Origin of the sequence: Streptomyces sp. MMBL 11-1, from assembly GCF_028622875.1 — a bacterium.
In the GTDB taxonomy this organism is placed as follows: Bacteria; Actinomycetota; Actinomycetes; order Streptomycetales; family Streptomycetaceae; genus Streptomyces.
On sequence record NZ_CP117709.1, the window covers coordinates 2,494,852 to 2,518,284 of the forward strand.

Sequence of the window (23,433 nt, forward strand, 5' to 3'; positions counted from 1 at the left end):
GTAGTGATACGAGGGTTGATAGATGTTGACGGGCAAGGATGTACGCGCAGGTACGCGTGCGTTCGGTCGGTGTCATCGATGCATGCGAGGTAACGGGGGATGTCATGAAGTTCGACATGGGGGCGTCGGTCCTGTCGAGGCTGTTGTCGGATTCGCAGGGTGCGAGTACGGATCTGGGGACGCTGATCCAGCAGTTGATCGCGGCGGCAGAACCGTTGGAGGGGAAGTTCAACGGGGCGGGGAAGGTCGCGTTCGATGATTTCAAGGCGCGTTCGGACGAGATCACCAAGGCGTTGAACGCGTCGTTGTCGGGGATTCTGGGTGGTCAGTCGGGGATGGACGCGGCGTTCGGTTCGGGTGATCAGGAGCAGGACGAGAACGCGAAGTCGCAGATGGCGTCGGCGAATTTCGACGCGGCGCGTTTCGGTGGCCGCTGACAGCGGTCGCGGTGACCGGTTCGGCCACACTTTTGTCTGACGGGGAGTTGAAGGACTGATGGCGGGCAGCATGGATCGGCGTTCGTACGACACGGGTGCCTCGACGGAGGTGCAGGCGGCTCTCCAGGTGGTGATCGGCCGTCTGGAGCAGGTGATCACGGCGCGGGACACGCAGGTGAGAGCGGCGATGAACGACTTCGCAGCCGATGGTGTGGCGGATGAGTACCACGGCAAGGAACTGCGGTGGAACGCGACGTCGCAGGAGGTGCGGAACATCATCCGGCTGCTGCGGACGACGTTGGAGAAGAACGACGGTACGGCCGCGCAGACGTTGGCGCGGGCGAAGGCCGCGGTCGACGGTATCGGCTGACCGCCGGGGTGGTTCCGGTGTTCGCCCACCCCGTGCCGGGTGGGCTTTGTGGTGTGCGTGCGGGGGCGGGGGCGTGGGATGACCGGGTGGGATATCAAGCCGCAGGGTGTGCAGGGCCAGTTGAAGGTGGTCGGCGGGTACGCCGGTGAGCTGGAGGAGGCGCTGAACGCGCTGATGGCGCACCTGGCGGAGGCGGCGGAAGCAGCGGGGACCGCGGTGCCGGGGGGTACGGAGGTGGGGCAGCCGGTGGGTCCGGTGATTCCGCGCCGGCAGGCCGGCCCGGTCGAGGCGCTCGTGGACACCCCGGCGATGACGGGTCCGGTGGCGGCGGCGCTGGGTGCGTACGTGACGGCGCGGCAGGCGCAGCTGAAGTCGATGTCCGAGCGGATCCAGGCGGCGGTGCTGGGTGCGGCGACGGCGACGAACGAGTACGTGGAGGGTGATCTCGACACGGCGAAGCAGGCGCAGGACGCGGCGAAGGCGGTCCGTCTGGACGTGCTGAAGGAACTGCGGGGTGGGAAGTGAGCGACAAGGAGCCGGTCGACCCGTCTGGCATTCCGGTGTTCACCGGGGATCTGGCGGTGCTGGGCCAGAAGGTGACCGCTGTGGTCGGGGACGGGGAGAAGATCGCGTCGGCCACGGGTGATATCCACAGCAGTTTCGGCGGACTCCAGGCGTTCTACAAGGCTCCGGAGGCCGATCAGCTGTTCGCGACAACGCAACCGGTCGCGTACCGCGGGGCCGCGCTGGAGTGGGACCTGACGAGCATCGCCGGCGCGCTCAGCGCGTACGCGGACGACGCGCAGCCGCTGGTGGAGAAGCTGAAGCGGCTCAAGCGAGACGCGTCGGCCTTCCTGGACGAGACGAACGCGGACGACAAGTGGCGCGAGGACGGCGGCCTGGTCGAGGAGAACAACCGCCGTCGTGGAGAGATCGCCGAGACGTGGGCGGCGTTCCAGGCTGCGGAGCGCGCCTGCTACAACAAGATCATCGCGCTGGTGCCCGGCGGCAAGCCGCTCAAGACGGACGACGGCTCCGGCGGCAAGGGCAAGTACGGATACGACGCCGAGGTCCTGAAGCAGGTCAAGGGCCTGCCGTGGGGCGACCCGGTCAAGGAGTCCACCCCGTGGTGGCACGTCCACGAACACGTCCACGACTTCGGGAAGGGCTTCGTCGTGGACGGCGTCCTGGCCACGGTCAAGGGCCTGGGCACCCTGGCCGGGTTCGACGGCTGGGACAGCATGAAGCAAGCCTGGACCGGCCTGGGCAACCTCACCACCGGCACCATCCTCACCGTCACCGCACCCCATCTCCTGTGGCTCACTCCGAAGGACAAGCTGCCGGGCTTCGCCCGCGACGCGCGCGAGGCGATGACGGGGACCGGCAAAGCGCTGATCGCCTACGACCAGTGGGGCGAGAACCCGGCCCGCGCCGGCGGTGCGGTCACCTTCAACGTCCTGACGACCGTCTTCACCGGCGGCACCGGAGGCGCGGCCTCCGGCGCGGGCAAGGCGGCGGTCGCGGCGAAGGCCCTCTCGTTCGCGAACAAGGCGGGCCGCTACGCCGACCCGACGACGTACCTCTTCAAAGGCGCGAGCAGCGGCCTGACCAAGATCAGCGACGTCATGGCCGGCCTCAGGGGCACGGGCAACGTCGAGATCCCGCCACTGCCGCCGGGCACGATCACTCTGCCGGACGGCGGGTTCAAACTCGCCGACGGCACCCTGCACCTGCCCGAGGGCGCGGCGCTCCCGGACGGCGCGTTCGAGGTCCCGAGGAACTCGGTCAAGCTCCCGGACGGCGCGGAGATCCCCGCCGGAGCGATCGACCTGGGCGACGGCGTGGTCCGTCTCCCCGAAGGCGTGGCCCCGCCCGCAGGCTCTCTGCCGATCCAGGAAGGCGCCCTCAAACTCCCCGAAGGAACCACCGCCCTGCCCGAGGGCACCCTCCGAGGCACCGACAAGGACGGCAACATCGTCCACCTGGACCGCGAGGGCAACATCCTCGGTGAAGACGGCACGCTCAGGCAGCACCACACCGCCGCCCACCGCGAGAACCCGACGGACGGCGCTTCCGTCAGGACAGACGCAGACAGTCCCCCGCCCCGCACCCCTGCCGAACAATCGGCCCTCGTCGCCGCGGGCTCCCGCGGCGGCAGCGACTCGGCCCGGCTGGGCTCGGACCTGGGCGGCGCGGGGCGGATCGGCGACGACGCGGGCCGGACGGGCGATGACGCCTCGCGCCCGAACAGGACACCGGGCGGCACAGCGAACAACCTGCCGACCAACAGCGTGGACGGGGGCGGCCCGACTGGCACAGGCGGGCACGATGCCCACAGTGGATCCGCCTCGGAAGGCACCACTACTGGGAGCCGAACGGACAGCGAGGGGCCAGGTTCCACAGCTAGCGGACACCGAGAGAGTGCCGAGACCCAGTCAGAGAAGCCACCGTCCGACGACAAGGTGACGGATCATGCTGGAGGCCGAGCTTCGGATACCTCGGGCCGGACGGACACTACACCCAGCGAGCGGGCAAACGAGCCGATACCCGAACTGACGACTGCAGAGCGGGCCAGGCATGGGAAACACTTGGAAGAGGTAGGGGGCCGGGCTCCAGATGTATTCGACCACCTGAGGCACGACCCAGATCACAGAGGTAAAATCACTGACGATTCGATGGACGAGGCCCGGGTCGGCCTTGACCTGCGAGAGCAGGGACGCCTCCCGGCGGACATCCGCCGACCGAATGAAGCCGATATGGGCGAGTTCTATTCCGAGACAACCGGAAGATATTACGACATCAAGGGTGTCCATTCCTTCTGGCCCCCATTCAATAACGTGCGCAATCCGAAACTGCTCGCAGGCCCGTTCCCAGGCGCATACAACCCAGCCAGGGACGCCCAGACCTGGGTGAATACTTTCACATCCATGATTCGCGAAAAGAATCGCATAGTAATTGTCGACGTACGGAACGCGAATCAAGCGGCAATTGACAGCATCAAGGAAATTGTCGACACTCACGGCTGGGGAGATCATGTCATCTGGTACCCATGAAAAATGGAAGCCCATTACGTTCCCGAACGACCCTGAAGCGACCCATCAAATCCAGGAATGGATGACCGAAGAGGGCTACAGCCTCTTCGGTATCGAGCATGACTTCCGGGGAGCCGATCTCTCGGGCGGAGACTTCACAAAGGCGTGGCTCACACAGGCGGTCTTGGTGAACGTACGACTGACCGGGGCGATCTTCTATCGAGCCGACCTCCAGTCGGCCGATCTCACCGGTGCTGACCTGACAGGCGCCGACCTCGTCCGGGCGAATCTTGACGGTGCCGCACTCCGGTCGGCGCGGCTCGACAGTGCCGACATGACTAAGGCTTCACTGCAAGGGGTTGACGCATCAGGAGCGAGCTTCAGAGGCACACGGATCATGGGAGCCTCTCTGTTCGACGTCGATATGAGGGGGGCAGATCTGACCAACGCGGTCCTGTTCCAGAACACCTTTAAGATCACAGTCGACGAAGCCACCATCGTGCAGGGCCTGACAGGCACTGCGTTCGGACCAATCACTGCTTTCGAAGGCGAATATTCTCGCGAGCTGGCCGGGTCGGAACTCGAGGCATGGATCACCGAGCGAGGAGGGCAAGTACAGGTGATTCCCCCCAGCAGCATGCCGAAGTAGCCCGGTAGCTATTATCAGCAGACGCCGATTTTGCGGCGTGAGCGAGCACCGCAGGCAAGGCGGGAGAAGAAAGTAGGGACCGGTAGAGAGAAGTAATATTTGGTGCCCGCAGAGAAGGGAAACGAACTCAGGGATCTGACCCATAAAGTACAGGATGGCCTCAGGGGAGGCAGAAATCCCTGAGCAGCCGCATGAGCCGGAGGCGAAATGGCCCGTACTGAGCATTTCAGAAATTTCTTCAGAGTGCACCTGGATCTTTAGCGAGGGTACGAGTCAGCGTTCCGCCGCTGACACCCACTTGACGTGCGATGCCACCGCTTCCGCCGACGCGTGCGACGTCTGAACCCCTCACCCCAGCAATCCCCCGAAGCGGACCGCCGACGGCTTGACGCCCAGGCTCGACTCGCCGAAGGAGACGCTGCCCTTCGTGACCGGGCCCGTGCGGCTGCCCTTGAGGAGCCAGACGGCGCCCTGGTTGGTGTTCTCGCCGGGGGCGGCCAGGGCCAGTGTGGCCGGTACGCCCTTGGCCGGGGCCACCACGTGGACCTCACCGCCGAACGCGTCGCCGTTCTCGTCGACTCCGGGGACGTTCGCCGTGGACTGGCCGATCACCTTCGTGCCGGCGCCCGTGATGCCCGAGGCGCGTCCCTTGAAGACCAGGACCCCGCCGGCGTCCTTGGCCGGGCCCACGTCCTCGCCCGGCAGGCCCACGACGACCTCGCCGTAGCCGTCGCCGTCCAGGTCTCCCACCGCGGCGCTCGCGCCCATGGCGTCGCCCCTCTCGTCGGCGCCCGGCACTCCGGTGGTGGCCTGGGTGATCCACTTCGGCTTCACGGCGGTGTTCTGGCCCTTGGGGCCGCCGAGGACGACCGCCACCGCGCCGCCCTTGCTCGGGAAGTCCAGGTCGCTGTCCAGGCCGGTCGGTTGCCGGGTGAAGACCAGGTCCGGGTACGCGTCGCCGTTGACCGAACCGACCGTCACCGATGAGTGGTCGAGGTACGTCCCCGGCGCGGTGGCGATCGGGGTGCGGGTGAAGCCCGTACCCGTCGACAGGTAGAGCGACCGCCCGCCGCAGTCCGGCTCGTCGTTGCAGCCGGTGCTCACCAGCAGGTCGTCCTTGCCGTCGTTGTTCATGTCCACGGCCCGCACGTCCTCGAAGACGGTGGCGCCGTTGTTCACGGTGAGTGCCGTGCGGGTGCCGCCGACCGAGCCGTCCGCGCCGATGTTCTCGTCCAGGACGACCTTCCCGTCCCACTCGCTGTGGTCGATCCAGGCCGCGTCCGTCCGGCCGTCGCCGTCGAAGTCGCCCACCGCGTGCCCCTGGCCCCGGTACACGACGGCCCGGGTGCCGAGGCCGCTCCTGCCGCCGAACAGGAGGACCCGCGGGCCGTTGCCGGCCGAGACCAGCAGGTCGGTGTACCCGTCCCGGTCGATGTCGGCGGGGGTGCCCGTGCCGAAGCGGGCGTTCGCGGCGGCGGTGCCGGGGATCCCGGACGTGTTCTGGTTGATCACCCGGTGGCGGGCGGGGCTGATGCCCTTCGCGCCGCCCGGGTAGACCACCAGGTACCCGGCCTTCTTGAGGCCGGACACGGTCCCGTCGGGCACCGAGGCGAACATGTCCGCGTATCCGTCCCCGTTGAAGTCGACCTGCTGACGCGCGGCGGAGACCGGCGCGGCCGCCACCGCCGTAGCGGAAAAGGCCGGCGCGGCGGCCGCTGTGGCCGCGAGCGTCACGAAGATCGCGGAAGCGGTACGGAGTCGAGAAGTCTTCATGGTCGTTCATCCCCCTGATGTGCGCACGTGCTCACTGCTGAGAAAGACCATCCGTACCGTGAATGGTTGTGCGCTCCGGGACCGGTCCCCTTGCGCAGGAGGGTGGCTCCGGCGTCATCTTCTTGCGTTATCGGCAAGCATGCATGCATCTGACGCAAGAGTCCGTACGCTCGATCCCATGGCTCACGGACACCAGCACCAGCACCAGCACCAGCACCAGCACCAGCACCAGCACGGACATGCGGCCCACTCCCACGGTTCCGCCGCGACGCCGAACGGTCTCCCCGAGATCCTCGACCTCGACGCCGCCCTCTTCGCACCCCACCTGACCGCGCTCACCGGGCGTATCGCCTGCCTGGCCGGAGACGACGTCCGCAATATCGTCGACCTCGGCGCGGGCACCGGGACCGGCACGTTCGCCCTCCTGGAGCGGTTTCCGACCGCCCGGGTGACCGCCGTCGACAGTTCCCCCGAGATGCTGGAGCGGCTCGCCTCGGCGGCCCGGGAACGGGGGCTCGGCGACCGCGTGCACACGCTGGAGGCCGACGCCGGTGCGGGGCTGCCCGGGGTCGTCGACGCCGACCTCGTCTGGGCGTCGGCGTCCCTGCACCACCTGGACGACCCCGCCACCGCCCTGGCCGGCATCCGCGCCGCGCTGCGTCCCGGCGGGCTGCTGGCCGTCGCGGAGGTGGACGGGATGCCGACCTTCCTGCCCGAGGGCGGGGAGCCGGGCGCGTTGGAGCGCCGCTGCCGGGAGGCCCTCGACGGCCTGCATGCCGAGCAGCTGCCGCACCGGGGCGCCGACTGGGGGTCGCTGCTGGTGGCCGCCGGCTTCTCCGTCGAGCAGGAACGCGCCGAACCGTGGGAGCTGCGCGCCCCGCTTCCCGAGGGGGCGGGCCGGTACGCCTATCTCGTCTTCGAGCGCATCCGCGACAACCTGGTCGGGCGCGTCTCGGCGGAGGACCTGGCCGCGCTGGACCGGCTCATCGGCGGCGGGCCCGAGGACGTACGCCACCGGGACGACCTCGTCGTACGGTCGGCCCGGGAGACGTGGATGGCCCGCCGCCCCACCAGCTGAGCCGGGGCCAGCAACCGGAAGACGCCCGACACGCTAAGGCTGGGCCAGCTTCTGGAACAGCGCGTCGATCTCCGCCTGGTCGGCGACCAGCGGGAGGGTGTCGAAGGACAACTCCCACTCTCCTTCCGGGCCGAAGCGCTCCACCACCCCGAAGGGGATGTCCTTGCCCTTCGGCCCGGACACCGTGCCGTGCCACTCGACGTACGCCGTGGTCCTGCCGAACGCGACCTGGCCGGCCTTGAAGCGGACGTCCGCCGTGCCGAAGAACCGCTGGAGGTAGGCCCGCTTGCCCGCCTCCGTCGTCAGCGGAGCGTCCAGCCCCGGCCCCGACAGCCGAGCCCTGCCCATCCGTGCGAGCAGGGCGTCGGCGTCCTCCCCGTTCCAGGCCGCCAGGCGGGCCGGAATTTCCGCGGCCCTCAAGCGCTCGGGTGCCGGGCCCCCGGAAGGAGCCGGGCCGGAGTCCGCGATCCCGTCGAACAGGCTCTTGGGCGCCAACTCGGGGACGGTGTCGCGGAACAGGACGTAGCGGTCGTAGTAGCGCCTGGCCTGGAGGCTCTTACCGTCGTCCCCCAGGACATTGCGCGCAATCTGCGGGTAGGCCACCTTGTGGCCCTTCAGCGTGACCTCGTTCCACTGGCCGAACATCGCCACACCGCCGTCGGCCACCACGTTCGTCCCCCGGTAGCGCAGGTCCGGTACCAGCCTCAGCGATCCGGTGATGGAGGTACCGATCACGCTGTGCCCGCGCTGCGGGGCGCTGCCCGCCTCCCAGAGGGTGGCTTCCTCGTCGAAGATGTCGAGATAGGCCTTCACCCGGGGGTGGCTCAGGTCCCCGAGAGCCGGCGGGGTCCCGGTCGGCAGCTCACCGAAGGCGATCTGACGCCGCATGAACGCGCAGGCGTTCGGGGTGATCCGGCCCTCCAGACGCTCGACCTTGGCCCGCACCTCCAGGCAGTCGCCCTGGGCTGCGGTCTTCTCACCCCCCGGCAGTGCCGCCGCCGAGGTCGCCACCCCCGCTACGACAGCCAGCACCGCGACCCCCACCACACCACGCCGCCACCGGAACATCCTGTACCTCGTCTCGTTCCGTCCGAGGCGGACCGTCGCCGCTCGATGCGGACCAACATGCCCGCCCGCCGGGCAGGGGTCGATTACTCGTGAGGTAATGGCCGGACCTTCAGGCGGTACGGGCTGCCACGACCGGCAGGACCCACGACCGTCGTGCGTCCGCGGAGCGGAAACAGGTTGCACGGGGTCCGGCGGCCGTCGTGGTCGCGATGAGTTTCGCGGGCCGTCTCGGTCCTACTGGTGGGCGGCAACAGCCCCTGCTCGTCGAAAGCACCTGGACAGGCGGTATCAACGATGGACAGCACCCTGAACAAGCTGAACAAGCAGTTCACCGCAACCCTGCAGAAGAGCCCGGAGAAGGGCGGCTGGACCTACGTCGTGTGGCCCGGGGCGGCCGAGTTCTTCGGCACACGAGGCCTGGTCAAGGTCCGGGGCACCATCGACGGCCATCCGTTCCGCAGCTCGTTCATGGCCCTGGGCGACGGCACGCACAAGCTGCCGGTGAAGGCTGATGTGCGCAAGGCGATCGGCAAGGAGGAAGGAGACAGCGTGACCGTCCTCCTGGAGGAGCGGGTGGACGCTTGACCTCCGGATCGATCGCCCTGCCGTGACAGCGGCGATCACCGCGACGGCGACGAACCGCGCCCACGATCCACCACGACCCGCCGCTACATTGGCTGCCGGCCGGCACAGACAGGGTCGGCCAGGACGACGGATGAGGAGCGACGCGTGCGATTCGCGCTGGAAGCACTGCTGGCCGACGTGCCGGCCGGGCAGGTCGCCGAGGCCCGCGCCTTCTACCGGTCGAGGGCGGCGGGCCGGGGGCCCGGCTCGTACGAGGAGCTGAAGGAGGCCCGCGCGAAGAAGCCCACTCCCCGTGCCGCCGTTCCGCCCGCCGTCGAAGAGACGGTCGAGGCCGCCGGGGTACGGGTCCCGGTCCGGATCTTCCTCCCTTCCGGCGGCCCGCCCCGGGCGGTCTACCTGGGCATCCACGGCGGCGGCTTCTACATGGGCTCCGCGGCGCAGGGCGACGAACGCCACCGCGCGCTCGCGGACACCCTGGGCATCGCGGTCGTCGGCGTCGACTACCGGCTCGCGCCCGAACACCCGTGGCCTGCCGCGCCCGACGACTGCGCGGCGGTGGCGCTCTGGCTCGTCGAAGAGGCCGAGGCCCGTTTCGGGACCTCCCGGCTCGCGATCGGCGGAAGCTCGGCCGGGGCCACCCTCGCCCTGGCCACCCTGCTCCGGCTACGGGACCGGGGCGTCGTCGACCGCTTCGCCGGGGCCGCGCTCCGCTTCGGCACATGGGACCTGAGTGCACGGACCCCCGGCGGCCGTCTCATCGCCGACGAGTTCTTCCTCCGGGCGTACGCGGGCCACGTGGCCGACCGCACCCTTCCCGACATCTCACCCCTCTACGCCGACCTGACCGGGCTTCCTCCGACCCTGCTGGTCGTCGGCGCCGAGGACATCCTGCTGGAGGACAACCTGACGCTGGCGGGCCGGTTGTCGGCGGCCGGAAACGACGTGGAGCTGCGCGTCTATCCCGCGTCTCCCCACGGCTTCACCGGCCACCCCACCGCCCTGGCGGCGACGGCGCTCGACGGCATCAACTCCTGGCTGCGCGACATGATCGGGCCCCCCTGACGCGGGCGCGCAGGTGCGTGCCGTGTCGGCCCTCGTCATGCACGGCCGCGTCGTCGGCGCTGCGCGCCGAGGGGGGTGGGCCCGGTCGCCCGCCCCCGCCTCACGGCCGCAGCCGGACCAGCCCCAGGCCCGACGGGTGACCGGGCTCGAAGGCGTCGGGAATCCCCAGCCTGAGACCCCGGCTCCTCGCGACCCGGTGGACATCCCGCAGGGAATGCGCCAGGGCGGCGGCGACGTGGCGGAGCTGGACGGCCGTGGAGCCGTCGTCCTCGACCATGTCGTCGGCGTGGTCGAGGAGTTCGTACGCCATACCGAGCTGCATGGCCTCGACCTTGTCGGCCTCGCGCGAGACTTTGCCGTCGCCGTCACCGACGACGTAACAGGGCCTGCCTTCCGTTCCGGTCCAGGGGAGCAGGCGGGCGGCGTTCTGGGGCTGTTCGTTCATGAGGGGGTCAACTCCGTGCACGGTGGGGGTGAATTCTTCGCTGCGTAGCGATCCACTCACAGAGTGCGAGCGATGCGGCTAGGCTCGCCAGGGGGTTTGTGGTGACACCGCGTTCGTCGCACGGGAGTTGGCTGTGAGTAATACCTATGGCACATGGTTGAAGGCGCAGCGCGAAGCGGCGGGCCTGACCCAGCAGCAGCTTGCGGACCTGGCGCTGATGACGCGGTCGCACATCTCGCACATCGAGGCGGGGCGTCGCATGCCGAGCGAGGAGGATGCCCTGCGGCTGGACAGGGCGCTCGGGACAGGGGATGTGCTGACGACGTTCCGGCCCCGGGAGGATGACCGCTCGGTCGCGGAACACTTCGAGGGTGCCCGAAAACTCGAGGAACAGGCAACGTTCATCTGCGAATTCGCCATCGCCTACTTTCCCGGAATCCTCCAGACCCGTCGGTACGCGGATGCAGTGCTGGGCACCGCCTTTCCGCCGTACAGCGACGAGGAACGTGACGAGGCCGTTGTCTCACGGCTGGAACGGGCCAAGATCCTGGATCACCCCACCTCGCCCGCAGTCTGGGCGCTGCTGGACGAAGCAGTCTTCCGGCGGGTTGCAGGCAGCGCGGACATCATGGCGGAGCAGATCATGCATGTGGTGCGCCTGGCCGAACGAGGACGGATCCGCGTCCATGTGCTGCCCCTGGGCGGCCCCATCTCCACTCTGCACCAGAGCATGGTGACGCTGATGCAGTTCGCAGATCAGCCACCGGTGGCGTACTCCGAGGGCACGAAGGTGGCCAAGCTGCATGACTCGCCACACTTGGTCGCGCGGATTCAGAGCACCTACTCTCTGGCCATGAGCGACGCGCTGTCCCTCTCTGAGTCGCTGAAAGCGCTCAGGGCAGCCGCAAAGGAGTACGGATACCGTGAGTGAAGGCATCAACTCGCCGGCCGGCTGGCGGAAGTCGTCGTACAGCAGCCCCGAAAAGGACAGCTGCCTGGAAGTCCAGGACCACCACCCCACCGCCGTCCCCGTCCGCGACTCCAAGGTCCCCTGTGGGCCCGCCCTGCTCATCCCCGCCGCCGGGTGGGCCTCCTTCGTGGACGCGGTCAAGAGCGGGGCCCTCTCCGCCTGACCCGGAGGGCCGGCGGAAAGGGCCCCGTGTCTCACGCCCCCACGTACTCCGCCAGGTGCTCGCCCGTCAGCGTCGAGCGGGCCGCGACCAGGTCCGCCGGGGTGCCCTCGAAGACGATCTGCCCGCCGTCGTGGCCGGCGCCGGGGCCGAGGTCGATGATCCAGTCGGCGTGGGCCATCACCGCCTGGTGGTGCTCGATGACGATCACCGACTTTCCGGAGTCGACGAGCCGGTCCAGGAGGCCGAGGAGCTGTTCCACGTCCGCGAGGTGCAGGCCGGTGGTCGGCTCGTCGAGGACGTAGACGCCGCCCTTGTCGGCCATGTGCGTGGCCAGCTTCAGGCGTTGGCGTTCGCCGCCGGACAGGGTGGTGAGCGGCTGGCCGAGGCTCAGGTAGCCCAGGCCGACGTCCACGAGACGGTCGAGGATCTTGTGCGCGGCCGGGATGGCCGCGTCGCCGGAGGCGAAGAACTCCTCGGCCTGGGCGACCGACATGGCGAGGACCTCGCTGATGTCGCGGCCGCCCAGGTGGTAGTCGAGCACCGAGGCCTGGAACCGCTTGCCCTCGCAGTCCTCGCAGGGGCTGGAGACGCTCGCCATCATGCCGAGGTCGGTGAAGATGACGCCCGCGCCGTTGCAGGTGGGGCAGGCGCCCTCGGAGTTGGCGCTGAACAGGGCGGGCTTCACGCCGTTGGCCTTGGCGAAGGCCTTGCGGATCGGTTCGAGGAGGCCCGTGTACGTCGCCGGGTTGCTCCGGCGCGAACCGCGGATCGGGCTCTGGTCGACCGAGATGACGTTCTCGCCCGCCGGGATCGAACCGTGGACGAGCGAACTCTTTCCGGAGCCCGCGACGCCGGTGATGACGGTGAGCACACCGAGCGGGATGTCGACGTCGACCTCGCGGAGGTTGTGCGAGGTCGCGCCCCGGATCTCCAGTGCGCCCGTGGACTTGCGCACCTCGTCCTTGAGAACGGCCCGGTCGTCCAGGTGGCGGCCGGTGACGGTGCCGGAGGCGCGGAGTCCTTCCAGGGTGCCCTCGAAGCAGACGGTGCCGCCCGCCGTACCGGCCCCGGGGCCGAGGTCGACCACGTGGTCGGCGATGACGATGGCCTCGGGCTTGTGCTCCACGACCAGGACCGTGTTGCCCTTGTCGCGCAGGCGCAGCAGCAGATCGTTCATGCGCTGGATGTCGTGCGGGTGCAGACCGGTGGTGGGCTCGTCGAAGACGTACGTGACGTCGGTCAGCGAGGAGCCGAGGTGGCGGATCATCTTGACGCGCTGCGCCTCGCCGCCGGACAGGGTGCCCGAGGCCCGGTCCAGGGCGAGGTAGCCGAGGCCGATCTCCACGAAGGAGTCGAGGGTCTGCTGGAGGGCTTCGAGGAGGGGGGCGACCGAGGGTTCGTCCAGGCCGCGGACCCACTCCGCGAGGTCGCGGATCTCCATCGCGCAGGCGTCGGCGATGGAGATCTTCTTGATCTTCGAGGAGCGCGCGCCCTCGGTGAGCCGGGTCCCCTCGCATTCGGGGCAGGTGGTGAAGGTGGCCGCCCGGTCGACGAACTCCCGGATGTGGGGCTGCATCGACTCGCGGTCCTTGGAGAGGAACGACTTCTGGATCTTGGGGATCAGCCCTTCGAAGGTGAGGTTCGCGCCCTCGACCTTCACCTTGGTCGGCTCCCGGTAGAGGAAGTCCTGCATCTCCTTCTCGGTGAACTCGGCGATCGGCTTGTTCGGGTCCAGGAAGCCCGACTCCGCGTACGTCCGCACGGTCCACCAGCTGTCCGACTTCCAGCCGGGGATGGTGAACGCGCCCTCGGCGATCGACTTGGAGTCGTCGTAGAGCTGGGTGAGGTCGATGTCGGAGACCGATCCGCGGCCCTCGCAGCGGTTGCACATGCCGCCGGTGCGGCTGAAGGTCGCCTTGACGGCCTTCTTGTTGCCGCGCTCGACGGTGATCGCGCCGCTCGCCGTCACTGAGGGGACGTTGAAGGCGAACGCGCCGGGCGGGCCGATGTGCGGCTTGCCCAGCCGGCTGAAGAGAATGCGCAGCATGGCGTTGGCGTCGGTGGCGGTGCCGACCGTGGAGCGGGGGTCGCTGCCCATCCGCTGCTGGTCGACGATGATCGCGGTCGTCAGACCGTCGAGGACGTCGACGTCGGGCCGCGCCTGCGTGGGCATGAAGCCCTGGACGAAGGCGGGGTACGTCTCGTTGATCAGCCGCTGGGACTCCGCGGCGATGGTGTTGAAGACCAGCGAGCTCTTGCCCGAACCGGAGACTCCGGTGAACACCGTCAGCCGGCGCTTCGGGAGCTCGATGCTGACGTCCTTCAGGTTGTTCTCCCGCGCACCGTGCACGCGGATCAGGTCGTGGCTGTCGGCAGCGTGCTGCGCGGGCGGCTGCTGGGTCTTCGTTCGCGGAGCCATGCTCGTCGTCTCTCCATTACTGATGCGCGGAGCCTGCTGGTACGGCGCCCTGCTGGTACGGGAGCCCTGCTGCTACGGCTGGTTGGGCTGGTACGGGTGTGTGCCTGTTGGTGCGCGGAGCCTACTGGTCATGCGTGAGGGCCAGGGCCTGTTTCGGCCCCGGCCCTCGCGGGCTGGTGCTACTTCTTGGCCTGGGTGATGCGGAGCATGTTGCCGGAGGGGTCGCGGAAGGCGCAGTCGCGGACGCCGTACGGCTGGTCGATCGGCTCCTGGAGCACCTCTCCGCCCGCCGCGCGGACCTTCTCGAAGGCCGCGTCCACGTCCTCGGCGGAGAGGATGACGCCGCGGAGCAGGCCCTTGGCGAGCAGCTCGGCCATGGTCCGGCGGTCGGCTTCCGGCGCGTTCGGGTCCGCGAGCGGGGGTTCGAGGACGATCTCCACGTCCGGCTGCGCGGGGGACCCGACGGTCACCCAGCGCATGCCCTCGAATCCGACGTCGTTGCGCACCTCCATTCCCAGGGCGTCGCGGTAGAAGGCGAGCGCCTTGTCGTGGTCGTCGACGGCGATGAAGCACTGCGAGAGGTTGATGTTCATGCGTTTCACGCTACGGGCGGCGGGTGGGATGCGCTTCTCCATTCCTGACCGGTCGTGTGAGCATCTTGGCGACGCACGCCGGGATGGTCTCGCCCGCGTCGTGGGGGCGGGCCCGGTAGGCGCTCGGGCTCTCGCCGACCAGCTCGGTGAAGCGTGAGCTGAACGAGCCGAGCGACGTACAGCCGACGGCGAAGCAGACCTCGGTGACCGAGAGGTCGCCCCGGCGCAGCAGCGCCTTGGCCCGCTCGATGCGGCGGGTCATGAGATAGCTGTACGGGGTCTCGCCGAAGGCCGCCCGGAAGCTGCGGGAGAAGTGGCCGGGCGACATCAGGGCGGCTCGGGCCAGCGAGGGGACGTCGAGCGGTTCGGCGTACTCGCGGTCCATGCGGTCGCGGGCCCGGCGCAGCCGGGCCAGGTCCTCCAGCCTCACTCCTTCACCCTCCCACGGCCGTCGGCGCCCTGCCCGTCCCCCGGAGTCGGGACCCGGTCACCACTCGCGCTCGGGTCTCCCGCATACGTTCCGTACGTTCCTTCGCCGTCGTTCCGATACTCCCCCACGCCACTGACAATCGGTCCGCGCGCGGGCGCCGAGGCGGCGCCCCCCTGGCTTCCGCGTGCCGAGCATCACCCTGGACAGCGGCCACAACCGACGGGTAACTTCGAGGGAAGTCTGAGCAAGCGCTTAGCACGAACGAATCGACTGCCGACCTAGGAGGCATCCCGTGCGCCGTACGGTATTCAACGAGGACCACGAGGCGTTCCGGGAGACCATCCGCGCCTTCATCGCGGCCGAGGTCGTGCCGGTCTACGACGAGTGGTTCGCCGCGGGCGAGGTGCCGCGCGACTTCTACCTCAAACTCGGCGAGCTGGGCATCTTCGGCATCGAGGTCGACGAGGAGTACGGCGGCGCGGGCATCGACTCGCACAAGTACGAGGCCGTCATCTATGAGGAGACCGCCCGCGCGGGCGTCTCCTTCGGCGGCTCCGGCGTGCACACGCTGCTCGGCCTCCCCTACCTGAAGATGCTCGCCACCGGCGAGCAGAAGAAGCGCTGGCTGCCGAAGTTCGCCACCGGCGAGGAGATGTGGGCCCTCGCGATGACCGAGCCGGGCACCGGCTCCGACGTCGCGGGCATGAAGACCACCGCCAAGCTCTCCGAGGACGGCACGCACTACGTCCTCAACGGCGCGAAGACCTTCATCACCGGCGGCGTGCACGCCGACCGCGTCATCGTCTGCGCCCGCACCGCCGCCCCGCGCGAGGACGACCGCCGCTTCGGCATCTCCCTCTTCGCCGTCGACACCAAGTCCGCGGGCTACTCGGTCGGCCGCAAGCTCGACAAGCTCGGCCTGAAGACCTCCGACACCGCCGAGCTGGCGTTCGTCGACGTCAAGGTCCCGGCCGAGGACCTCCTCGGCGAGGAGAACAAGGGCTTCGGCTACCTCGGCACCAACCTGGCCTCCGAGCGCTGGGGCATCGCCTTCGGCGCGTACGCCCAGGCCGCGGCCGCCGTCCGCTTCGCCTCGGACTACGTGCGGGAGCGCACGGTCTTCGGCAAGACGGTCGCCTCGTTCCAGAACACCAAGTTCGAGCTGGCCGCCTGCCAGGCCGAGGTGGACGCGGCCCAGGCCGTCGCCGACCGTGCGCTGGAGGCCCTGGACGCCGGTGAGCTGACGGCGGCGGAGGCCGCGTCCGCGAAGCTGTTCTGCACCGAGGTCGCCCACCGTGTCATCGACCGCTGCCTCCAGCTGCACGGCGGCTACGGCTTCATGAACGAGTACCCGATCGCCCGCCTGTACGCGGACAACCGCGTCAACCGCATCTACGGCGGCACCAGCGAGGTCATGAAGTCGATCATCGCCAAGTCCATGGGTCTGTAAGGGATTACCTTCCCTCCATGAACGAGAGCCCCGATCCCCTGCTCGATCTGCTCCACCTGCTCGACCTGGAGCGGATCGAGCGGGACATCTTCCGGGGCGAGAGCCGCAGCGCGCTCGTGCCCCGGGTGTTCGGCGGCCAGGTCGCGGCCCAGGCGCTCGTCGCCGCGGGCCGCACCGTCCCCGCCGACCGGGCCGCCCACTCCCTGCACGCGTACTTCCTGCGGGCGGGCGACCCCGGCGCGCCCATCGTCTACAGCGTCGACCGGATCCGCGACGGCCGGTCCTTCACCACCCGCCGCGTCGTCGCCGTCCAGCACGGGCAGCCGATCTTCCACCTCTCCGCGTCCTTCCAGAGTCACGAGGAGGGCATGGAGCACCAGGCGCCCATGCCCGCCGCCCCGGACCCGGAGACCCTGCCGACGGCCGCCGAGATGCTGCCCCGGTACGCGGACCGCTTCAGCGATCCGGGGGTCGTCGACCGGCTGATCGAGGCGCGGGCGGCGGTGGACCTGCGGTATGTGGACGCGCCGCCGTTCGGCACGGTGGGCGAGGCGCGCGAGCCCCGGTCCCAGGTGTGGTTCCGGACCAACGGCAAGCTCGCGGACGATCCGCTGCTGCACGTCTGCATGGCCACGTACGTCTCCGACATGACCCTGCTCGACTCGGTCCTCCTCGCCCACGGGCGGGGCGGCTGGGCGGTCGGGGACGTGGTCGGCGCGAGCCTGGACCACGCGATGTGGTTCCACCGGCCGTTCCGGGCGGACGAGTGGCTGCTGTACGACCAGGAGTCGCCCTCGGCCTCCGGCGGTCGCGGACTGGGCCAGGCCCGTATCCACACCGCCGACGGGCGCCTCGCCATCACCGTCATCCAGGAAGGCGTCGTCCGCATCCCCCGGGGATGAACGCCACCTGAAGCGCCATTTCGGACATACTCCCCATCATGAGCGACGCGGGAGCGGGCAGGGAAGCCGATGGCGGGGAGTCCACGTTCACGGTGATCGTGGCGGCCGTCGCCAACCTCGGCATCGCCGTGGCGAAGGCCGTCGCCGGGCTGATCAGCGGCTCCAGCGCGATGCTCTCCGAGGCGGCCCACTCGGTCGCCGACACCGTCACCGAGGTCATGCTCCTCGCCGCGCTCAAGCGGAGCGGGAAGCCGGCCGACGAGGACCACCCCCTCGGCTACGGCCCCGAGCGCTACATCTGGGCGATGCTCGCCTCCATCGCCACCTTCGTCGGCGGGGCCGTCTTCTCCCTCTACGACGGAGTCCACACCCTGGTCGAGGGCGAGGAGCCGGGCGACCCGCTCGTCTCCTACATCGTCCTGGGCGTCGCCTTCCTCCTGGAGAGCTATTCGCTGCGCACCGGGGTCAAACAGGTGCGGCGCGAGGCGTCACGGCTGCGGGTGCCGGACGCGTACTACCTGCGCCACACCCCCGACACGGCGGTGAAGGCCGTCGTGATGGAGGACTCGGCGGCCCTGACCGGCCTGCTGCTGGCCGCGGGCGGCCTGCTGGGCGGGCAGCTGACGGGGTCGGGGGTCTGGGACGGCATCGCGTCCTGTCTGATCGGCCTGCTGCTCGTGTACGTGGCGTGGGTGCTGGGCCGGTCCAACGCCCAGCTGCTCATCGGCCGGCCGCTGCCCCCGGCGATGCGGTCCGGGGTGCGCGAGGAGCTGCTGTCGGTGCCGCACATCGTGGACGTGCTGGAGCTGACCACGCTCATCCAGGGGCCGTCCGAGATCCTGATCGCGGCGAAGGTCGACTTCCGGGACATGGCCACCGCCGCAGAGGTCGAGTGGGCCTGCGAGGAGGCGGAGGCCCAGCTGCGCGAACGGTTCCCGTCGGTGCGCCGGGTCTATCTGGACCCGACGCCCGGGCGGGCGCAGCGGCTGCGGCGGCAGCAACAGCAGGACACCGGCCCTTGACGCCCTACGGCGTCAGCTCCGCCACCGTCTTCGCGATCCGCCGCTCCCGTGTCGCCTGTGTCTTCGCTCCCTCGACCGACGTGACGTGCGCCTTCTGCCGGCTGGGCGACAGCGCCGCGAACGCCTCCGCGGCCCCGGGGGCCGCCGCCAGCGCCGCCGCGAGGTCCTCGGGCGGCTCCACCGCGCGGGACGCGGTGTCGAGGGTCAGCTCCACCTCGATGGCGTCCCCGCCGTTGATGCCGGTCTCCGCGCGCTTGTCGGCGCTGAACGGGATGAGGTACTTCCCGCCCATCGGGGCGATCGTCGAGCGGTACGCGTACCCGTTGACCGTGACGTTCACCGGGGGGCGCTTCCCCGCGCCGAGGGCCTCGACCACGGCCTCCGGCACCTCGATGCCCGTGTTGTTGCCGGTCAGGAACATCGTCGTGCTGAACTTCATGGCCTTCCCCTTGCCTCGGCGTCGTGTCAGTGAAGACGCCCGCCGGGACCGAAACTCATCGCCGGCCCTCGTCGCCCCCTACGCGGCGGGCTCCTCCGCAGGCTCCCCGGACTCCCGAGACTCCACCGGCTCCTCCTCCAGCAGCCCCGCCGCGTGCAGCAGGTACTCCGTCATCGGGTCGTAGAAGCGCGGGTCGGTGACGTGGTCGTCCAGCGGGACCGTGACCTGGAGGGTGCCCTCCGCCTCACCGAGGAAAAGGGCCGGGTCGTTGCAGTCCGCGTAACCGATCGCGTCCAGCCCCCGCTGTCCCGCGCAGCCCGCCCAGCCGTGGTCGGCGACGACCAGGTCGGGCAGCGGGCGGCCGAGGTGGGCCATGGCGTCCAGGATGGCGGCCATCGGGGCCGGGGAGTGGGTGTGCCAGAGGGTCGCCCCGCGTTCCAGCATCGCGACGTCGGCGAACTGGAAGACCATGCCCTCGTCCGCCATCAGCCCGGACGGGATGCGGACGATCTCGCAGCCCGCGCGGCGCAGCGCGTCCGCCGTCTGCCGGTGCACGTCCAGCATCCCGCCGGGGTGCCCGGTGGCGAACAGGACCCGCTCGCGGCCGTCCGCGGCCTTGCGCAGGCGGGCCGCCATCCGCTCCAGGGCGTCGACCGTCAGCTCCGGGTCGATGGTGTCCTGGCCCTGCCGGTGCGCCGGGTCGTCGTTGACACCGCAGCGCTCGGCCATCACGGCGAGCACGTCCTGCTCGTCGGTCCAGCGGTCGCCCAGCTCCAGACCCAGCCAGTAGTGGCGGTCGCCGTTGGCGAGCTTGCGGTAGTGGGAGAGGTTGTTGTCGCGTGGCGTGGCGACGTCCCCCGCGATACGCGTACGGACGAGGTGGTCGACGAGGGCGGCGCGGCTGGGTATCGGCATGGCCCCATTGTGCCGTCCGGTGTGCGGGGTGTCCCCGGTGTTCTGCCTGACGGACGGGTGGGCCGGGTGTTCCGCCCGGCGGAGGGTCCGCTTCCGGCCGGACGTGCGGGACTCCGCGCCCCGGCCGGACGTCCCGCGCCCTCCGGTCCCGTACCTCGCGGACCGGGCCGTCGGCATCGCGCCGTGGACGCGGGGACCTGGAAGCGGGCCGTGGACCTGGACCACGGGGTCTGCCTGATCCTGAACGGGACGGGGTCTTCCTGATCCTGGACGTGGCGGTCGTCGGCAAGCCGCCGGAGGCCGACCGGGCGCCTCTCGGCCCCGGTCCGTCAGGCGCTGGGGCTGGGGCTGGGGCTGAGACCTTCGACCGCCAGTGTGAAGAGGCGGTCGGCCTGGACCGAGGGTTCGGCGTGGTGCTCGGTGGCCAGGGCGATGCCGACGACCAGGGTGATCAGGTCGTGGAAGGTGACGCCCGGCCTGACCGTCCCTTCGCGCAGGGCGCGCCGGAGCAGGGGGGCGGCCGCGTCGTCGAGCACCGCGCCGCAGGAGTGCGGCGCGTCGCCGGCGGGCGCGTCGGTCGGCGGCTCGTAGGTCAGTGCGTCCGCGAGCCCCCGGGCGGAGACGGCGTACTCCACGAGGCCGCGCAGCCAGTCCAGCAGGGCGGTGCGGCTGTCCTCGGTCCGGCTCAGCTCGTCCGCGCGCCCGCAGAGGGCCTGGACGCGCTCCTGGAAGACCGCTTCCAGGAGCGCCTGGCGGGTGGGGAAGTGACGGCGCACGGTGGCGGAGCCGACGCCTGCCGTGCGGGCGACCTGTTCGAGGGAGGCGGCGGCTCCGTGCCGGGCCACCTCGGCCTCCGCCACGGCGAGGATGCGGCTGTAGTTGCGGCGGGCGTCCGCGCGCTGACCGGTCACGTTCTCACTCCAGTTGCTAAGTGGTGGGCCCCGCCATATCGTAGCCGGAGGAAAACGGCGGGCCCCGCCGTTTTGCGTTCCCCGGTTCGCGAGGAGACACACCCATGGCATCACGTACCACCCCTGTCCTGGTCACCGGCGCCACCGGCCGCCAGGGCGGGGCCACCGCCCGGGCCCTGCTGGCCGCCGGCATCCCGGTGCGCGCCCTGGTGCGCGACCCGCACACGCGGCGTGCGAAGGACGTCGAGGCGCTGGGGGCCGAGCTGGTGACCGGGGACCTGGCCGACCGGCCCTCGCTGGACACGGCCTGCGCGGGCGTCCGGGCCGTGTTCTCGGTGCAGATACCGCCGATGAGCGGGAGCGGGGTCGACTTCGCGGGGGAGCGGGCGCAGGCGACGCACCTGATCGAGGCGGCGCGGGCGGCGGACGTGCCGCAGTTCGTCCAGTCCTCGACCAGCGGGGTCGGCGCGCACACGGAGACCCCGGGCTGGGCGGAGGGGCACTGGGCGGCGATGGAGCCCTACTTCGCCACCAAGCAGGCCATCCTGGAGGCGGTGCGCGGGGCGGGCTTCGCCCGCTGGACCGTGGTCAAGCCCGCGTTCTTCATGGAGAACCTGCCCCAGCTGGCGCCGGAGGGCCCCGGCGGCGGTCTCGCGACGGTCATCCGGCCGGACACCACCCTGGCGCTGGTGGCCTGCGAGGACATCGGCGCGGCCGTCGCCCACGCCGTACGGGACCCCGACCGCTTCCACCGGGTGGAGCTGGAACTCGCGGGCGACCGGCTCACGATGGAGCAGGTGGCCGGGGTGCTGTCCACCGCGTGGGGCGTGCCGGTGGCGGCCCCGTCCATGGATCTCGACGAGGCCCTCGCGGCAGGGATGCCGGCCTGGGGCGCCGGTCACCTGTGGAGCAACGCCATCACCCAGCCGGCCCGCCCCGAACTCGCCACGGAGCTGGGGATTCCGGTGACCTCGTTCGCCGCCTGGGCCGACCGTCACCTGACGGCGCGCGCCTGACGGCCTCCCGGCCTCCCCGGCCCGGCGCTCCCCCAAGGCGACCCCGGGTCCTGCCCGGGTGCGGACCTACGACACCACGGAGAGCACCGTCACCACGGTCACCGCGGAGATCGCCGCCCGGAGGTCGCGGATCGCCTCGCCCACGCTCACGCCCGCCCAGTGCCCTTCGGCGATCTGGGCCATACGCGGCGCGACCTGCTTCTTAGGCAGGCCGGGAAAGGCCTGGGGGTGCATGCCCGTGGCGTGCAGCAGGGCGACGAGGGAGCTGGTCCGGGCGTCCGGCTCGGCCCCGTGCAGCACCGCGGCGGCCAGCCGGGCGCGCAGCTCCCGCTCGACGGTTCCGTCGGCCTCCGGGTAACGGCGCACGGGGAAGACGCCGAGGGCCCGGTGCCTTTCCTCGGTCACCAGACCGCGGGCACAGAGGCTCTTCACGACGTCCTGCGAGCCCTTGGCATGGTCCCGGGTCAGCCAGTCGGTGACCTTGCGGCTGCTGGACGTCCCGTGGACCCAGCGCGCCAGCCGGTCGAGCCGTCCGTCCAGGAGCGGATCGCCCGTCGGGGTCGGGTCGAAGACCTCGACGCGGCCGCCCCTCACCGTGACGCGGCCCGCCATGACCAGCTCCAGGAGCATGCCCGCCGCCACGCCCCAGCGGGCGGCGGTCTCCCCCTTCGCCGCGCCGGTCGTGTCGTCCAGCGACAGCAGCATGATCTCTTCGCCCAGTGAGACGGGCATGGAGCGGCTCCCCGATTCGTTACGTGTCGTCCGGACAGACGTACGGACCTCGTCCGAGGTTGCCCTGGAACGGAAAGGAGCAGGTCAAGGGCAGGGCAGGGGCAGGGCAGGGGCAGGGCAGGGGCAGGGGCAGAGCAGGGGCGCAGTCAGCTGACGGGGACGGAGCCGGAGCCGGAGCCGCCGCTCAGGAAGGGTCCGCGGCGGCGAAGGCGCCCCGGGCCAGCCGGTGCAGCAGGGCGGCGGTCACCGCCCGGCCGGGCAGGGCCTCGGGCCGGGCCAGGTGCGGGGTGGAGTTCAGCAGGCCGAAGACGGCGTGCACGGTGACGCGGGCCCGGTTCTCGGCCAGCGACGGATAGAGGGCGCGGACGACGCCGACCCAGACCTCCACGTACTCGCGCTGGAGGCGGCGCACCCGCTTGCGGTCCGTGTCGCGCAGCCGGTCCAGCTCGCGGTCGTGGAGGGTGATCAGGGGGCGGTCGTCGAGGGCGAAGTCGATGTGGCCCTCGATGAGCGCGTCCAGGAGGGCCTCCGGGGAGCCGTCGCCCCGGGAGGCGTCCTCCGACACCCGCATACGGCCGCCTTCCAGCAGACGTTCGCTGATGCCGACCAGGAGCTCGGCGAGCATCGCGTCCTTGCCGGGGAAGTGACGGTAGAGGCCCGGGCCGCTGATCCCCACGGCCGCGCCTATCTCGTCGACGCCGACGCCGTGGAAGCCGCGCTCGGCGAAGAGGCGGGCGGCCTCCCGGAGGATCTGCTCGCGGCGGGTGGGGGCCGCGACGCGGGCGGCGGCATGGGTGCTCATGAGGATTCATTCTAGACAGGGTCGTTAGCGCTCGTTAACCTGACGAGGGAAACGCGTTAACGCTCACTAACAGCGCTGACGGCACTGACGGCACTGACGGCACTGACGGCACTGGCAGCACGAAGAGCACCAACAGCGCTGACAGCAGCGACAGCAGCGGTTGACTATCG

General features: G+C 70.4%; 25 protein-coding genes. 14 read left to right on the forward strand and 11 right to left on the reverse strand.

The features are described from left to right. Window positions 1–104 precede the first annotated feature (104 nt). The 5 genes from PSQ21_RS10630 to PSQ21_RS10650 all read left to right on the forward strand — a co-directional run bounded on the left by PSQ21_RS10630 (window position 105) and on the right by PSQ21_RS10650 (window position 4,488). Window positions 105–437, forward strand: coding sequence for a hypothetical protein (locus PSQ21_RS10630; protein WP_018959355.1), 333 nt, complete (start codon window positions 105–107; stop codon window positions 435–437). Window positions 438–495: 58 nt separating this feature from the next. Further along, window positions 496–807, forward strand: a complete 312-nt coding sequence (locus PSQ21_RS10635) for a pore-forming ESAT-6 family protein (protein WP_274030219.1) — start codon at window positions 496–498, stop codon at window positions 805–807. Window positions 808–885: 78 nt separating this feature from the next. Then, a complete protein-coding gene (locus PSQ21_RS10640) occupies window positions 886–1,332 on the forward strand; it encodes a DUF6507 family protein (RefSeq protein WP_274030220.1) in 447 nt (148 codons plus the stop codon). Further along, window positions 1,329–3,860 (forward strand): hypothetical protein, encoded by a 2,532-nt coding sequence (locus PSQ21_RS10645; RefSeq protein ID WP_274030221.1) that lies wholly within the window; start codon window positions 1,329–1,331, stop codon window positions 3,858–3,860. The genes PSQ21_RS10640 and PSQ21_RS10645 overlap by 4 nt, the downstream gene beginning before the upstream one ends. Next, complete coding sequence (locus PSQ21_RS10650; protein ID WP_274030222.1) at window positions 3,841–4,488, forward strand: pentapeptide repeat-containing protein; 648 nt, start codon at window positions 3,841–3,843, stop codon at window positions 4,486–4,488. The genes PSQ21_RS10645 and PSQ21_RS10650 overlap by 20 nt, the downstream gene beginning before the upstream one ends. A gap of 348 nt (window positions 4,489–4,836) precedes the next feature. Here the strand turns inward: PSQ21_RS10650 and PSQ21_RS10655 are convergent, their stop codons facing one another. Next, the gene (locus PSQ21_RS10655; RefSeq protein WP_274030223.1) at window positions 4,837–6,261 is read right to left on the reverse strand and encodes an FG-GAP and VCBS repeat-containing protein; all 1,425 of its coding nucleotides are present in this window, start codon (window positions 6,259–6,261) and stop codon (window positions 4,837–4,839) included. Window positions 6,262–6,439: 178 nt separating this feature from the next. On the opposite strand from PSQ21_RS10655, the gene PSQ21_RS10660 reads away from it, so the two are divergent. Then, window positions 6,440–7,339 carry a class I SAM-dependent methyltransferase gene (locus tag PSQ21_RS10660; protein WP_274030224.1) on the forward strand — a complete coding sequence of 300 codons (900 nt, stop codon included), beginning with the start codon at window positions 6,440–6,442 and terminating at the stop codon, window positions 7,337–7,339. A 33-nt stretch (window positions 7,340–7,372) separates the two neighbouring features. Here the strand turns inward: PSQ21_RS10660 and PSQ21_RS10665 are convergent, their stop codons facing one another. Continuing rightward, window positions 7,373–8,371, reverse strand: a complete 999-nt coding sequence (locus PSQ21_RS10665; RefSeq protein ID WP_274030225.1) for a hypothetical protein — start codon at window positions 8,369–8,371, stop codon at window positions 7,373–7,375. 330 nt (window positions 8,372–8,701) lie between these two features. On the opposite strand from PSQ21_RS10665, the gene PSQ21_RS10670 reads away from it, so the two are divergent. Together PSQ21_RS10670 and PSQ21_RS10675 are read left to right on the forward strand one after the other, a co-directional pair. Further along, window positions 8,702–8,992, forward strand: coding sequence for a DUF1905 domain-containing protein (locus tag PSQ21_RS10670; protein ID WP_274030226.1), 291 nt, complete (start codon window positions 8,702–8,704; stop codon window positions 8,990–8,992). Window positions 8,993–9,136: 144 nt separating this feature from the next. Then, window positions 9,137–10,054 carry an alpha/beta hydrolase gene (locus tag PSQ21_RS10675; RefSeq protein ID WP_274030227.1) on the forward strand — a complete coding sequence of 306 codons (918 nt, stop codon included), beginning with the start codon at window positions 9,137–9,139 and terminating at the stop codon, window positions 10,052–10,054. 100 nt (window positions 10,055–10,154) lie between these two features. On the opposite strand, the gene PSQ21_RS10680 is transcribed toward PSQ21_RS10675, so the two are convergent. After that, window positions 10,155–10,499 carry a hypothetical protein gene (locus PSQ21_RS10680; protein ID WP_274030228.1) on the reverse strand — a complete coding sequence of 115 codons (345 nt, stop codon included), beginning with the start codon at window positions 10,497–10,499 and terminating at the stop codon, window positions 10,155–10,157. 133 nt (window positions 10,500–10,632) lie between these two features. On the opposite strand from PSQ21_RS10680, the gene PSQ21_RS10685 reads away from it, so the two are divergent. Both PSQ21_RS10685 and PSQ21_RS10690 read left to right on the forward strand, forming a co-directional pair. Further along, entirely contained in the window at window positions 10,633–11,430 is a 798-nt protein-coding gene (locus PSQ21_RS10685) for a helix-turn-helix domain-containing protein (protein WP_274030229.1), read from the forward strand. Next, complete coding sequence (locus PSQ21_RS10690) at window positions 11,423–11,632, forward strand: DUF397 domain-containing protein (protein ID WP_274030230.1); 210 nt, start codon at window positions 11,423–11,425, stop codon at window positions 11,630–11,632. The genes PSQ21_RS10685 and PSQ21_RS10690 overlap by 8 nt, the downstream gene beginning before the upstream one ends. Before the next feature lie 31 nt (window positions 11,633–11,663). Here the strand turns inward: PSQ21_RS10690 and PSQ21_RS10695 are convergent, their stop codons facing one another. From PSQ21_RS10695 to PSQ21_RS10705, 3 genes are all read right to left on the reverse strand, one after another. Continuing rightward, window positions 11,664–14,051, reverse strand: a complete 2,388-nt coding sequence (locus PSQ21_RS10695; protein WP_274030231.1) for an excinuclease ABC subunit UvrA — start codon at window positions 14,049–14,051, stop codon at window positions 11,664–11,666. Between the two features lie 179 nt (window positions 14,052–14,230). Beyond that, complete coding sequence (locus tag PSQ21_RS10700; protein ID WP_274030232.1) at window positions 14,231–14,644, reverse strand: VOC family protein; 414 nt, start codon at window positions 14,642–14,644, stop codon at window positions 14,231–14,233. 10 nt (window positions 14,645–14,654) lie between these two features. Continuing rightward, window positions 14,655–15,074, reverse strand: coding sequence for a helix-turn-helix transcriptional regulator (locus PSQ21_RS10705; RefSeq protein WP_274030233.1), 420 nt, complete (start codon window positions 15,072–15,074; stop codon window positions 14,655–14,657). Window positions 15,075–15,366: 292 nt separating this feature from the next. On the opposite strand from PSQ21_RS10705, the gene PSQ21_RS10710 reads away from it, so the two are divergent. From PSQ21_RS10710 to PSQ21_RS10720, 3 genes are read left to right on the forward strand one after another with little or no spacing between them, the layout of a single operon-like run. Further along, window positions 15,367–16,524, forward strand: coding sequence for an acyl-CoA dehydrogenase family protein (locus PSQ21_RS10710; protein ID WP_274030234.1), 1,158 nt, complete (start codon window positions 15,367–15,369; stop codon window positions 16,522–16,524). Window positions 16,525–16,541: 17 nt separating this feature from the next. After that, window positions 16,542–17,426: an acyl-CoA thioesterase gene (locus PSQ21_RS10715; protein ID WP_274030236.1), complete on the forward strand. Its 885-nt coding sequence runs from the start codon at window positions 16,542–16,544 to the stop codon at window positions 17,424–17,426. A gap of 38 nt (window positions 17,427–17,464) precedes the next feature. Further along, complete coding sequence (locus PSQ21_RS10720) at window positions 17,465–18,448, forward strand: cation diffusion facilitator family transporter (RefSeq protein WP_274030238.1); 984 nt, start codon at window positions 17,465–17,467, stop codon at window positions 18,446–18,448. A gap of 4 nt (window positions 18,449–18,452) precedes the next feature. Here PSQ21_RS10720 and PSQ21_RS10725 read toward each other — a convergent pair whose 3' ends face one another. The 3 genes from PSQ21_RS10725 to PSQ21_RS10735 all read right to left on the reverse strand — a co-directional run bounded on the left by PSQ21_RS10725 (window position 18,453) and on the right by PSQ21_RS10735 (window position 20,713). After that, window positions 18,453–18,887, reverse strand: coding sequence for a YdeI/OmpD-associated family protein (locus PSQ21_RS10725; protein WP_274030239.1), 435 nt, complete (start codon window positions 18,885–18,887; stop codon window positions 18,453–18,455). Between the two features lie 78 nt (window positions 18,888–18,965). Continuing rightward, the gene (locus PSQ21_RS10730) at window positions 18,966–19,802 is read right to left on the reverse strand and encodes a phosphatase (protein WP_274030240.1); all 837 of its coding nucleotides are present in this window, start codon (window positions 19,800–19,802) and stop codon (window positions 18,966–18,968) included. 329 nt (window positions 19,803–20,131) lie between these two features. Beyond that, window positions 20,132–20,713 carry a TetR/AcrR family transcriptional regulator gene (locus tag PSQ21_RS10735; RefSeq protein WP_274030241.1) on the reverse strand — a complete coding sequence of 194 codons (582 nt, stop codon included), beginning with the start codon at window positions 20,711–20,713 and terminating at the stop codon, window positions 20,132–20,134. A 104-nt stretch (window positions 20,714–20,817) separates the two neighbouring features. Between PSQ21_RS10735 and PSQ21_RS10740 the strand changes: the two genes are divergently transcribed. Beyond that, window positions 20,818–21,729 (forward strand): NmrA family NAD(P)-binding protein, encoded by a 912-nt coding sequence (locus PSQ21_RS10740; RefSeq protein ID WP_274030242.1) that lies wholly within the window; start codon window positions 20,818–20,820, stop codon window positions 21,727–21,729. Between the two features lie 66 nt (window positions 21,730–21,795). Here the strand turns inward: PSQ21_RS10740 and PSQ21_RS10745 are convergent, their stop codons facing one another. Both PSQ21_RS10745 and PSQ21_RS10750 read right to left on the reverse strand, forming a co-directional pair. Next, window positions 21,796–22,461 (reverse strand): GOLPH3/VPS74 family protein, encoded by a 666-nt coding sequence (locus PSQ21_RS10745; RefSeq protein ID WP_274030243.1) that lies wholly within the window; start codon window positions 22,459–22,461, stop codon window positions 21,796–21,798. Window positions 22,462–22,645: 184 nt separating this feature from the next. Then, window positions 22,646–23,263: an SACE_7040 family transcriptional regulator gene (locus PSQ21_RS10750; protein WP_274030244.1), complete on the reverse strand. Its 618-nt coding sequence runs from the start codon at window positions 23,261–23,263 to the stop codon at window positions 22,646–22,648. Window positions 23,264–23,433 lie beyond the last annotated feature (170 nt).